Source organism: Polynucleobacter paludilacus, assembly GCF_018687595.1.
Taxonomy (GTDB): Bacteria; Pseudomonadota; Gammaproteobacteria; order Burkholderiales; family Burkholderiaceae; genus Polynucleobacter; species Polynucleobacter paludilacus.
Window position 1 is genome coordinate 1,081,414 of record NZ_CP061298.1, and the last position, 13,334, is coordinate 1,094,747.

Here is a 13,334-nt window from a genome sequence, read left to right on the forward strand (position 1 = left end):
AAACCGCCCGTAGGCGGCTCTTTCAATGTGGCGGCTAATTAAGACGTTGCCACTACCGTCTGACGCTCAGGATCGTTGGTACCATAACCCAGAACGACTGCAGCCTTACCGCCTTTCACCAGCTTGACAGCGCAGTACTTGAATTCTGGAATCTTACCTACAGGATCCAAAGCCGGATTGGTCATCATATTCGCAGCTGCTTCATAGTAAGCAAATGGAATGAAGACAACGCCGCGTGGTGTGCCATCATCTCTACGCACGTGAATACCGACTTCACCACGTCGAGACTGAACGGTAATCACATCACCTGCAGAAACGCCAAGCTGAGTCATATCTTCACCATTCATGGAGACGGTAGCCATAGGCTCAATCGCATCCAATACAGTGGCACGGCGCGTCATACTGCCGGTATGCCAATGCTCTAATTGACGACCCGTAATCAACACAAATGGATAGTCCGCATCAGGACGCTCGTTCGCAGGAATGATATCTGCAGGGACAAGCTTCACTTTTCCATCAGCGGTTGCAAAGGCATCATCAAATACGATTGGACGACCTGGATCTTCCGGAGTTAAGCATGGATAAGTCACGCTGGACTCACGCTCCAAACGATCCCAAGTAATGCCGCTAATCGCTGCGTGCATTGCTTGACGCATTTCTTCATAAACTTCAGCCACACCCGCATCAGGACCTTGATAGTTCCAGTTCAAGCCCATGCCTTTAGCAATTTCCTGAATGATCCACAAATCCGGCTTAGCATCGCCGGGAGGATTGATTGCTTTTTTACCCATCTGCACCATACGGTCAGTATTGCTAACCGTACCCACCTTCTCAGGCCAAGCGCTAGCTGGCAGAACTACGTCCGCAAGCAAGGCTGTCTCAGTCATGAAAATGTCTTGTACAACTAAATGCTCTAAAGAAGCCAAAGCATGACGGGCATGATTCAAATCAGGATCGCTCATCGCAGGGTTCTCACCCTCGACATACATGCCGCGAATCTTATCTGGATCGCTATCAGGCGCAGTAATCTTGTGCATGATCTCAACCACGGTATAACCAGGCTTCTTATCTAATGGAGTGTCCCAGAACTTCTCGAACCAAGTGTGCGCGGCTTCGTTATCAACCCGCTGATAGTTCGGGAACATCATGGGGATCAAGCCAGCATCACTCGCACCCTGCACATTGTTTTGACCACGCAGTGGATGCAAGCCAGAGCCTGGCTTACCAATCTGACCGGTAATACTGACCAAAGCAATTAAGCAACGGGCGTTATCGGTGCCGTGAACGTGCTGGCTAATACCCATACCCCACAGAATCATGGCTGACTTCGTCGTTGCGAACTCACGGGCCACTTCACGCAAGAGTTCTGGTGGAATGCCACAAATTGGAGCCATTGCTTCTGGGCTGTAACCCTTGATGTTTTCTTTGAGGGCTTCGTAGTTATTAGCGCGATCATTCAAGAATTTTTGATCCACTAAGCCTTCTTCAATGATCGTGTAAATCATGGCATTGAGCATCGCCACATCAGTATCCGGCTTGAATTGCAACTTCCGCCAAGCGTGTTTGCTGATCTCGGTCATACGGGGATCAGCCAGAACAATCTTAGCGCCGCGTTTGGCGGCATTCTTAAACCACGTTGCTGCCACTGGGTGGTTTGCAGTTGGGTTTGAGCCAATCAACAAAATCATGGTTGAATGCTCAACATCATTCACCTGGTTGCTAACCGCGCCAGAACCAACACCTTCCAGCAAAGCAGCCACTGAGGACGCATGGCATAAGCGTGTGCAATGGTCGACGTTATTGCTACCGAATCCAGTACGCACTAATTTTTGGAAAAGATAGGCCTCTTCGTTACTACCCTTTGCAGAACCAAATCCTGCCAATACTTTATTACCGTATTGGTCTTTAAGTTTCTTGAGGCCGCCGGATGCAAAGGCTAAGGCCTCTTCCCAGGTGGCTTCACGGAAGATCTCTGACCAGTTCTGTGGATCTTGAGTCGCAGTTTCATCTTTAGGTACGCCTGCTTTACGAATCAGCGGCTTAGTTAAACGCTGAGGACTATGAATGTAGTCCATGCCAAAGCGTCCTTTAACGCAAAGACGCTCGTGGTTGGCTGGGCCATCACGACCCTCTACGCTGACGATCTTGTCATCTTTAACGTTATAGGTAATCTGGCAACCGACGCCACAGAATGGACAGACTGAATCCACCTTCGCATCGACGGTTTGTGAGCCAATCAAACCCTTAGGCATCAATGCACCAGTTGGGCAAGCCTGCACACACTCTCCGCAACCCACGCAGGTACTATCACCCATAGGGTCATTCAAGTCAAATACGATCTCACTATGGTGACCACGATTGGCATAACCAATCACATCATTAACCTGCTCTTCGCGACAAGCACGCACGCAACGATTACATTGAATACAGGCATCCAGATTGACTGCCATCGCTGGGTGTGAGTAATCCGCACCCACCTGCTCACGGCGGATCGCCTTGAGTTCAGGACGTACTGTCACGTCCATCCGGGTAGCCCAAGTACTGAGTTCACCGTGCTGCTGCTTTTGCTCCTCTGCGGGAGTGTCTCCTACCCATTTAAATCCTTCGTCCGGCATATCGGAGAGCAACATCTCCAAAACCAGTTTTTGACTCTTGACTGCGCGCTCACTTTTGGCCTTGACTTCCATGCCAGCAGTTGCACTGCGGCAGCAGCTAGGGGCCAAGGTGCGCTCGCCATTAATTTCGACAACGCAAGCACGGCAGTTACCGTCTGCGCGATAGCCATCTTTAAAGCACAGATGGGGAATATCAATGCCGTGGCGCTTAGCCGCTTTGAGAATGGTCTCACCTTCGTATGAAACGATGGTCTGGCCGTCGAGCTTGAACTCGACGGTTTGTAGTTGGAGTTCTTTTGGATTGGTTGGTGCGTTCATATTCTGTCTCTTCCCGTTTTTTCTTTAAGTAACTTCCTTATGCGACTTCATTCGGGAAATATTTATTAGTGCAACGAATTGGATTGGGGGCCGCTTGACCTAAACCACAGATCGAAGCATCGACCATCACCGTAGCGAGATCTTCTAAAGTACTTTGATCCCAGGATTTGGCTTCCATGAGTTGGGCTGCTTTACCAGTTCCAACGCGGCAAGGCGTACATTGACCACAGCTCTCGTGTTCGAAGAAGCGCATCACATTAAGAGCTACATCACGTGCACGATCTTTATCACTAAACACCACTACTGCAGCGGAACCAATGAAGCAACCATAAGGTTGCAAGGTGTCAAAGTCGAGTGGAATGTCATTCATAGTGGCTGGCAAGATACCGCCCGATGCGCCGCCAGGCAAGTAACCATAGAAAGTGTGACCGTCTTGCATACCGCCACAGTAATCATCAATCAGTTGCTGAATCGTGATACCAGCTGGAGCCAATTTGACACCAGGGTAGTTCACGCGTCCGCTGACGCTAAAGCTGCGCAAACCTTTACGCCCGTTTAAACCAAAGGCACTGAACCAATCAGGGCCACGTTGCACAATATCGCGCACCCAGTAGAGGGTTTCCATATTGTGCTCAAGGGTTGGGCGACCAAATAAACCAATTTGAGCAATGTATGGAGGACGCATCCGTGGCTCACCACGTTTACCTTCAATACTCTCGATCATGGCGGATTCTTCACCGCAGATGTATGCACCAGCGCCACGACGCAATTCAATTAATGGCAACTTGCAAGGCGGATTGGCTTTAAGCTTCTCCAGCTCGGCTTCGAGCAATTCTCTGCAACCATGATATTCATCGCGCAGGTAGATATAGCAAGCATCAATTCCGACGACTTGCGCCGCTACCAATAAACCTTCTAGGAAGCGATGGGGATCGCGCTCTAAATAAGTGCGGTCCTTAAATGTTCCGGGCTCACCTTCGTCGATGTTTACTGCCATCAATCTTGGGGCTGGATAATCTTTCACAATGCGCCACTTACGACCCGCTGGGAAACCAGCGCCACCAAGACCGCGCAGGCCTGAGTTTTCCATGGCCTTAATTACGCTCTCAATGCTGTGCTTACCTTCAGCAACTTCTTTAGCTAGTACATAACCACCTTTAGCCTTGTAAGCCTCAAAGCCTACATAGTTTGGCGACAGCAATTGATCGGCTCCTTTTGGAGAAACGCTCTTCTCCGCCAACGCTGCAGGATCAAATTGAGCATCATCACGCGCCATTGGCTGTGTGACCATATCGTTTTTCACGGCAGCAGTGATTTTGTCCAGAGTTGCAAATAAGACCGGATGTTGATGTACAACTGCGATAGGAGCTTGCTCACAGCGACCCACGCAAGGCGCTGGAATGACCTTCACTTTGGGGTTGCCTAAAAGGCTAGGCAATTTTTCAAGGAGATTTTTAGCCCCTGCTAATTCACAAGAAACACCGTCACAAACACGTACGGTGATATCAGCTACTGGATCATCTCCACGTACGACTTCAAAGTGATGATAGAAAGTCGCAACTTCGTAGACTTCCGACATTGGAATATTCATCTCTTTAGCAAGAGCGGTCAGATGACGATCATGCAAGGCACGATATTCATCGTTGAGCTTATGGAGGTATTCAATTAAAAGATCGCGGCGATGTGGTGCATTGCCAATCAACATCCGTACCTCTTGCAAAGAACTGTCGTCGGCTTGACGGCCCTTCAATTTACTTTTGCGGCGAATGGTTTCTCTTAGATCATCGGCCGTTGCAATGGCGACGGCTTTGACTGCGTCAGAGGGCTTTGGATGATTCATATTGTGCGGTCTTTAATAAATTAATTTGTGGCGCAATTTTCGCGATTTTTCACAAAAATTGCTGTGCATATGCGAATTATTGCCGATATGTGACAGGTTTGTCAGAATTGGCATTTTTTTGTGGCCTTCATCTTTATTGCTGCCAAAAGATGAGCCATAAAAACTAGGGTTAACCCTTAAAGCAGAGAAGGTCTTGGCTGGTCACCCGGGGGATTGGAATAGTCGATATTTCGCTCATTAACCCGATCTTTGAAACAACGGTCATAGCCGGGTGAGCCGACTTGCCAACCAATCGAGGTGCAATCCTCTTTAGCGGCAGATTCCACCGTGCCGCAAGCGCCTAAACAAAGGCACAAAGCTAGAGGGGTCAATATGAGGAGGCGAACTGAGAATGTCTTCATAGGCAAAGTCTACTCGAAATTAAAGATGTCTTTTGCATAACTGACTTGTGAGGACTGTGGCAGAGTGACTCCATTCTTGACTGCCAATATTTCAGCCATCACGCTCACCGCTACCTCTGGGGGCGTCTTGCTACCAATGTAAATTCCTACCGGGCCTTTGAGTTTAGCAATGGACTCTTCAGAGTGTCCAAAATGCTCAATCATCCTTTGGCGTCTAGCATCGCTATTTCTGCGTGAACCAATCGCACCAACATAAAAGGCTTCGGTTTGCAAAGCATCTAATAAGGCAAGGTCATCTAACTTGGGGTCATGGGTTAGGGCGACCACACAACTGCGACTGTCGAGCTTCATCTCTTGAACTAGATCATCGGGCATCTCTGAGCTGAGCGTTATACCAGGGAGCTTCCAGCTGCTACGGTACTCTTCACGGGGATCACAGATGGTCACGCTAAAGCCATTAAATAAGGCCATGGTTGCCAGATACTCTGATAGCTGACCGGCACCGATAATGAGCATGCGGTATTCAGGTCCAAAGGTGTTACTGAGTACCGTCTCATTAATTGACAGCGCTTCAGGCTGAGCAATCACCTTCAAAGTGACTGTACCTGTTTTGAGTTCCGTCTCACGCGCAACCAGCTTGCCATCAGTTAACTCGTTGATGAGTTTTGCTAATGGTTCTATATCGACATTGAACTCAAGCAGGATCTCTAGAGTGCCGCCACAAGGTAAACCAAAACGATGGGCCTCATCTGCTGTCACACCATATTTAAGAAATTGGGGTGCACTTTGCTGGTCGAGCGGAAAATGCTGAAGCCCACTGTAGTTCCGAATCAGATCATCCTCAATGCAACCACCTGAGACACTACCAACCACGCTTCCATCTTCGCATAAGGCCATGATTGATCCCACGGGCCGAGGGGATGAACCCCAGGTTCTCACTACAGTTGCTAGCAGCGCTTTTTTACCGGCGCGTCTCCAATCAAGCAGTGCTCTCAATACGATGAGGTCTAGATTTTCCATAGCAGGAAATAATAATCCGATTTCTAGACGCTATTGGAATTCGGGAGACTGAAGATCAGGCCCATCTTTGTAGAGAGTGTTTTGAGATCTTCGGGTGTATCCAGGTCTACCACGTAGTGATCGTTTTGAGTTTGCCACTGATAGACCAACTCAGGATGTTGATCCATAAAATTACGGCACACCATTTCTGCTCCGGACGCCAAAATGGTTTTCATGACAGAACCACTCAACATAATAGGGTTGCCTCGTTGCCCATTAAACATTGGCAAAATAATCTCGCCAGTAGTTCTTTTCTTGAAAGTGGCAATCAACGCTTTGATATCTTGAGAGTCAATGAAGGGCTGATCAGACAGTGCCATGATCACTGCATCAAAATCACTCCCCAAGGTTTCTATCCCTACTCGGACTGATGTAGCTTGCCCCTTATCCGCATGCGTATTTCGTATCACTCGCATTGGATATAGCACCTTTAATGTCTCCAGCTCGCGCTCTACAGCCAGATGGTGATGACCACTCACTACCACGACTGCATCAACGCCGGCCTCTGTTAAAGCAATCAGCTGTCTTTGCAACAGTGTCTGGCCATCAAGCTGAATAAGGCACTTCGGGATATTGCCCATCCGACTACCCTCGCCTGCAGCCAGTAATACGGCGCAGACTCGAATCTGGGCATAAGGCTTACTTTGGGTCATGAGGTCCGAGTGGATAGTAAAACAGCCCAAAGCGGGCTGTTATTGGATGCTTACTTAGGCTGCTTCACAATTCGTAAATAAGGCTTTGGCGCTTTCCATCCCTCAGGAAACAGAGTCTTCGCATCCTCATCCGAAACAGAGCCCGCGATGATGACATCGTCACCATGATTCCAGTTCACAGGTGTAGCAACTTTATGTTTGGCAGTCAACTGAATCGAATCGAGTGCGCGCAGAATCTCATTAAAGTTACGACCAGTAGTCATTGGGTAAGTCATGGTCAGCTTAATCTTCTTATCAGGACCAACAATGAATACCGATCGCACGGTAGCATTTGTTGCCGCAGTTCTGCCATCAGAAGCCACGTCACCCGCTGGCAACATGTTGTACAACTTAGCAACGGCTAAATCCGTATCACCAATCATGGGGTACTTGACTGCATGGCCTTGGGTCTCTTCAATATCTTTTGCCCAGCCACTATGGTTTTCAACTGGATCAATCGACAAACCAATCAGCTTGGTATTGCGCTTAGTGAACTCTTCCTCGATCTTCGCCATATAACCCAATTCAGTGGTACATACCGGCGTGAAATCTTTTGGATGAGAAAACAAAATCGCATAAGAATCGCCGATCCAGTGATGGAAGTCGATCTCGCCATGGGTAGTCTTGGCTTTGAAGTTTGGGGCAATATCATTAATTCTGAGGGACATACGATCTCCAGGTCACAAATACTAAAAATTCACTTTACTATAAATTGAAAAGCGCTTCATGCCGCTTTGCTTATACCTTTAGATTAATAAATCATACAAGTCTGAGTAAGGCCTATGGTTGATTACCAGGCAGACTATAGCCATTTTGGATCAGAATCTGTCTTGCCTGAGTAGATTGCATAAATTGGTAAAGATCGCTGGCCTCTGGCGGCGCACCCTTAATCAAGACCATTCTTTGTTTAATTGGGGTATATGAGGTTTCCTCAAGCACTAGATAACTCGTATCTTTTACAAGCTCAGGCGACTTGGCGAGTGATAAGGCGGTAAAACCCAGATCGGCGGCACCAGTCGAGACAAACATCGTTGCCATGCCAATATTGTCTGCATAGACCAGTTTATCTTTCGCAACATCCCAAAGACCTACTGCCTTGAGATACTCCACTGCCGCTCTGCCATAAGGTGCAAGCTCGGGCTTAGCAATCGCAATCTTATTGGCCTTAGCAATGACTCTTGCTAGCTCAGTTTTATCTGTATTGAGTTTGATGCCACTAGAGTTCTTGGTCAACATCACTAACTTACCAATGGCATAGACTTTACCTGCATCGACTGTCTTGCCATTTCTATAAAGCTCAAGTGGATAACTTTCATCTGCAGAAATGAAGACATTGAATGGAGCGCCATTCATGATTTGAGAGGCAAAGTTACCGGATGAGCCGTAGGTGATTCGCATTTCTGGTTTGCCGCTAGCAATGAATGCACTGTTAATCGCAGCAAATGCATCTTTCAGATTAGCAGCGACGGCTACCGAAGTGGTTTGTGCTGATATGGGATTACTTAGCAGTAAGCAAAAAGACAAAACCCCTAAGCACTTGCCGATCAAAAAAGATTTCATGGAAGCTTAGGGGGTCTGATTAATTGAATGTGGCGGAAGGGGCGTCGAATAGAGCCCATGTATGGCTTTAGACTAACTGATACATGGTTATAGGCTTTAGACAACCTCAAATCCCTGTTTTTAATAATTAAATTTGATATTACTTAAGTAATAACTTTTTATCAATCGTCTTAATGAACTGCTGTCAATTTAGGTCCACTACCAAAGAGAGTTTTTCTATAGTAAATCATTGCAGCAACATGGGTTGATTTTGTATTATTTGGGGTACTTGGGTTTGGGGTGCTGGTGGTCTGTAACCTAAAGCGCTATGCGGCCTGACATGGTTGTAATGCTTAACCCACTCCCCCACGATGATCTGGGCTTCTTTTAAGCTATAGAAGATCTCCCCATCCAAAAGATTGTCTCTAAAGGTGCCGTTAAAGCTTTCACAAAAGCCATTCTCCCAAGGGCTGCCCGGTTCAATGTAGGCTGTCTTTACTCCAATGCCAGATAACCAACTACGCAGCTCTTTAGCAATAAATTCTGGGCCATTATCACTTCGGATGTGCTCGGGGATGCCGTGAGTAATCATGGCGTTGGCCAGTTGTTCAATCACTTGGATTGAGCCAATTCGTCTAGCGCAGTGGATCGTTAAACACTTTCTACTGAACTCATGACCAAAGGAAATCCCTTTAGGGACAATCATGGTCAGCATCCGGATCTTGCCACCATAAGCGTCCCTGATAAAGACAAAGTGACCGAAGGAAATCCCTATGGGACATAACTCCAAACATGATTGGTATGAGTAGCTCGCAACCTCATACAGCTGCCATCGTTAAACCAGAGTCTGCCTCTAGGAGGTTGCTTTTGTGGGATCTTTAGGCCTTCTTGCCGCCAGATGCGAGCAACCTTGGCGGTAGTCGCTTGCCCCCAACCAGCGTTACGCATCATGCCCGCAATAAATCTATAACCGTAACGGCCATAGGTGCTGGCCATGCGGATGACTTCGGCTCTAAGGGGCTCTTCGTCATCTCTAGGCAATGGCATATAGCGATACGCTGCTCTAGATAGCCCCACTAAACTGCAGGCAGTCCGCTCAGAGATAGAATGCTGGTCCATGAGCAGCTGCGCTGCATTTTTACGCCTAGTCCCTGAAGGGACTTCCGCTGGTCGTAAGCTTAGAAGTTTCCCTTAATGACTTCCTTAAGCATGACTTCTCGTAGCGATAAGTCCGCTACGAGCTTCTTGAGTCGGGTATTTTCCAGTTCTAGATCTTTGTACTTACGAGCTTGATCAACTTTGACCGCAGGGAATCCCTTTAGGGACATGCCGCCATAAATCTTGCGCCAACGATAGTAGCTTTGCTCTACCGTTCCCACTTCTTTACAGGCCTGGGCTAGGGTTTTGCCGTTCGTTGTCAGGACATCGATTTGACGCAATAAGGTGACGATTTGCTCGGGTTTAAGACGTTGGCCTTTTGCCATATTTAGCACTCCTTTAAGGTGAGAGATTATCAAAAATCCTCTCTTCTGGAGTGGTACTAAAAATCAGGTCAGTTCAATTTAGAGATTCTGTGATCTCAGGATCCTCAAAGCGAATCCATCCTTTATTCCTATATTCAGATAGTGTCTCTACCACCCGATCAAAATCTGATTTAGGCAAATCACGAACAATACTGATTTCAAACCTGTTTATCTTATTGATAACCCTTGATAGGGCAAGTGGTTTAGATCTCAAAGACGGTGGATTTAGCAATTTGTTTTTAGCAAGAACAGAGGACTTATTCATCATTTTCTTAAGATGCTCAAGTGTTATCTCCTTAGAAAAAGCACTTCTCACCACAAATCTCTCAAAGTCGTCAGCATCTAAAGTTGCCATTTCATAAAGCACTGAGAATGATGATGGCAACTTATCCATATACAGTCTAAATTTATTGGCATTTCTACCAATTGCCTTGTATTTTCTAAAAGATGAACCCTTGGAGTCTAAATTGACAGACTTACAGAAATACTTCAAATCATCCTCAGGAATCTCTCCTATCTTAAATTTTGTATAAATCTCGTAGACTGCCTCGCCCATATTCAAAATACCCTCAATAGCGTTTTTAGTCGATTGCTGATATCTACGAACATATTCATCTGCAATACTCTTATTAGTTGTAACCAAAGCTGTACCCATATCAATCTCCTTTAATTCGTTGATAAATTTTGAGCGAAGGAAGTAACGATCCAATGAAGGATTAACAAATTTTGCTTAATTCGATTTACTTAAAAAGTGACTTTTTTAGAGTTTTTAGTTGTCACTACTTCGTGGTTTCGGAGGGCATTGGAGCACTCTTATGGGAAGCACGATTACATCTATTACTATGAGACTATTGTAGCAAAAAACAGCCTATTTGTCAATACCTACATGGGTTTCGTGGCATTTACGCACTTGCACATTTAATAAAAATCAGGGAAATATTTGTTCACGATGAGAACAAAATGAGTGTTCAATAAGTCGAAAAAAATACCCCTGATTTAACGCTATCAGGAGCATGATTTTTAATAGATTTTGAAGTGTTCAGTAAGTTGATACATTTAGACTCAGGCTTTGTCATCTCCCTATAGAATATAGGCGCCCTGGACTTTATTAATTTCGTTCTGAAAATCGTTTTACTGTTTTAAGGGCTGAATTTATAGCTTGATGCATATCCATATAAGCATACAAACCACATCTACCAATAAATTCCATATTGTGAGGTACTAGACCCTCATAAAGTTTATAGATCTTTCTATTGGCCCCAAGCACATCCTTGACTGGATAGTACCTTTCATAATTATTTTCAGTAAAGTCGCAGGGCTCTTCGATGGTCAACGATGTGTGCGACTGTGAATCACCATGATTGGGTAAATTTTTCCATTCAGTCACTCTTGTATAAGGCTCAGAATGTGTAAAGTTCACTACAGATACTGGGAATAAACGAGGAATCGGCAAAGTAAAGTTGTGAAACTTGATTGATCTATAAGGAAGAACGCCGCAGGAATAGTCAAAAAATTCATCAATAGGCATCGAATTAAAAATAAAGTCAAATGCTGCCTCAATGCCATTGCTATACGGTTTATTTAACAAAACCTTAATTTGAGGGTGGTCAAATATATTAACAAACAGGTTTGTATACCCCTTAGATGGCAAACCCTGAAATTTATCATCTGGAAAATATAATTCATTTTGATCATTGCGTATGGGCACTCGATTTAATATTTCCGCATCAATTTCCTCAAGGTTTAGACCCCACATTTTTTTGGAATACGGTCTAAAAAAAATGTCTAGAATATTTTTTTCACCAACAATCTCTATGGTTTCTTGATTTACTGGAAGAGTTACTAATTGGCCAGAAGAAAGCATTGCTTTAACTTTATGGAAATAAGGGGTCCATTCTGTAAAGCGTGAAAGCCAATCAACCACTTCTTGATTAGATGTATGAAATAAGTGTGGGCCATATAAATGCTGGCGAATCCCATGCTCATTAAGAAAATCGTACGCATTGCCGCCTATGTGATTTCTTTTTTCTATAACAGTAATTTTATGGCCTTGATCCGCCAACTCTCTTGCGATAACGGCACCAGAGAAGCCTGCCCCAATAATTAATATGTTCATTTTTTTATATCAGCTTACTTGTAACAAGTAATAATCTCATTCTTTTATAAAGTAAAAGTTAATTTTTAATACAAGTTGTAAAAACTATATAAAAAGCACTTTCTAAATGGTTTTAGACTAATTCATTGAAAGCATTTAGGTCTGCAATATGAAGCATTTGAGTCATTGCGGTGTGCATCGAATATTTCTCACCTAACTCATTTCTTGCTAATATTGTTGCCTCAATAGCATCAGATCTATTAGATAACAAGTTATCTGCTGCCATTTGAATTGATTCTTCTGATAGATTAAAACCTAACGATCTAAGTTTTGATAAATTCTTAATGCTAAATCGATTATTGTTATAAATAGGTGGGACACCAGCTGCAATTCCAAAAAATACCCTGTCATGTACAGAGTCCTGTACAAGGGGATTTAAACTTAAACATCCTAGATAGTTAGGCAGCTTTGCAATATAGTCAGGAAAGCTAATTGATCCTTTGTATTGAGCCGTGGCTTGATCCCAATTGATGTGATCCCAGCCACCTCCATAAACATCAACCGGATATGATTTCAACGATTTCATAACCATATTTGACTGCCAAACTCTAATATACAAATCTAGCTCTACTAGAAGGGCCATCGTTAGCTTATTACCCCCATTCATCAAAATCCCATATTTTTCCGAAACCTCGTTCAAGATTTTTACAAAATCTTCGACATAGGCATGTTTTAGTAAAGGAGCAGATTCGAACAAAATTTGCTTGATAGCAGTTGGATAGGTCGCCCATTTATTTTCAAAGCTCTCTAGGCTAGCTGATGACTTAGAAAAAATGATTCGCTCAACTCTACTAGAAAGTGGCAGATCAATTTCTTTAAATACATTTTTTGGGGCGCCTAAATGAAGTGAAAAACATAGTCCATTTTTATTGATATGCTGCAGACTATATTTAGCATGATCAGGAAATACGTACCCATGGTATACATATTTGCTTTGAATTAAATGTCTACTAGGAAAATAACATGGGTGATCACAATTCCAATTAAATATTGGTAGCTTGAGCTCATCCCATAATAACTTTCCATTAGTTAATAACTCTAAACCCATACCCGACATACATAGCGCAAATTTAAATTGATTTTCTTGAAGTAATTTTTGAAGATTTGCAACAAAATTATCTTCATTTAAACTGCATATATAAGATTCACAGCCAATATCTGATAGCTCTTTCTTGGCCATCTCTAATAAAAT

The 13,334-nt window shown here is 44.5% G+C and carries 10 protein-coding genes and 1 pseudogene; all 11 read right to left on the minus strand.

Going from position 1 to position 13,334, the window contains the following annotated elements:
• Positions 1-38 precede the first annotated feature (38 nt).
• Entirely contained in the window at positions 39-2,933 is a 2,895-nt protein-coding gene (gene fdhF, locus AOC06_RS05745; protein ID WP_215346500.1) for a formate dehydrogenase subunit alpha, read from the minus strand.
• Positions 2,934-2,970: 37 nt separating this feature from the next.
• Positions 2,971-4,773 (minus strand): NAD(P)H-dependent oxidoreductase subunit E, encoded by a 1,803-nt coding sequence (locus AOC06_RS05750; protein ID WP_215274875.1) that lies wholly within the window; start codon positions 4,771-4,773, stop codon positions 2,971-2,973.
• A 176-nt stretch (positions 4,774-4,949) separates the two neighbouring features.
• Complete coding sequence (locus tag AOC06_RS05755) at positions 4,950-5,174, minus strand: hypothetical protein (protein ID WP_215379367.1); 225 nt, start codon at positions 5,172-5,174, stop codon at positions 4,950-4,952.
• Between the two features lie 9 nt (positions 5,175-5,183).
• Positions 5,184-6,194 (minus strand): XdhC family protein, encoded by a 1,011-nt coding sequence (locus AOC06_RS05760; RefSeq protein WP_215379369.1) that lies wholly within the window; start codon positions 6,192-6,194, stop codon positions 5,184-5,186.
• Positions 6,195-6,217: 23 nt separating this feature from the next.
• Positions 6,218-6,886, minus strand: a complete 669-nt coding sequence (locus tag AOC06_RS05765) for a nucleotidyltransferase family protein (protein ID WP_215379370.1) — start codon at positions 6,884-6,886, stop codon at positions 6,218-6,220.
• 50 nt (positions 6,887-6,936) lie between these two features.
• Positions 6,937-7,593 (minus strand): peroxiredoxin, encoded by a 657-nt coding sequence (locus tag AOC06_RS05770; protein WP_215379372.1) that lies wholly within the window; start codon positions 7,591-7,593, stop codon positions 6,937-6,939.
• Positions 7,594-7,705: 112 nt separating this feature from the next.
• Positions 7,706-8,485 (minus strand): molybdate ABC transporter substrate-binding protein, encoded by a 780-nt coding sequence (gene modA / locus AOC06_RS05775; protein WP_215379375.1) that lies wholly within the window; start codon positions 8,483-8,485, stop codon positions 7,706-7,708.
• A gap of 226 nt (positions 8,486-8,711) precedes the next feature.
• Positions 8,712-9,948 (minus strand): annotated as a pseudogene (locus AOC06_RS05780) (integrase core domain-containing protein).
• 73 nt (positions 9,949-10,021) lie between these two features.
• Positions 10,022-10,642, minus strand: a complete 621-nt coding sequence (locus AOC06_RS05785) for a hypothetical protein (RefSeq protein ID WP_215379378.1) — start codon at positions 10,640-10,642, stop codon at positions 10,022-10,024.
• A gap of 453 nt (positions 10,643-11,095) precedes the next feature.
• Entirely contained in the window at positions 11,096-12,103 is a 1,008-nt protein-coding gene (locus tag AOC06_RS05790) for an FAD-dependent oxidoreductase (RefSeq protein ID WP_215379380.1), read from the minus strand.
• A 112-nt stretch (positions 12,104-12,215) separates the two neighbouring features.
• The gene (locus AOC06_RS05795; RefSeq protein ID WP_215379382.1) at positions 12,216-13,322 is read right to left on the minus strand and encodes a hypothetical protein; all 1,107 of its coding nucleotides are present in this window, start codon (positions 13,320-13,322) and stop codon (positions 12,216-12,218) included.
• Between the last annotated feature and the right edge of the window lie 12 nt (positions 13,323-13,334).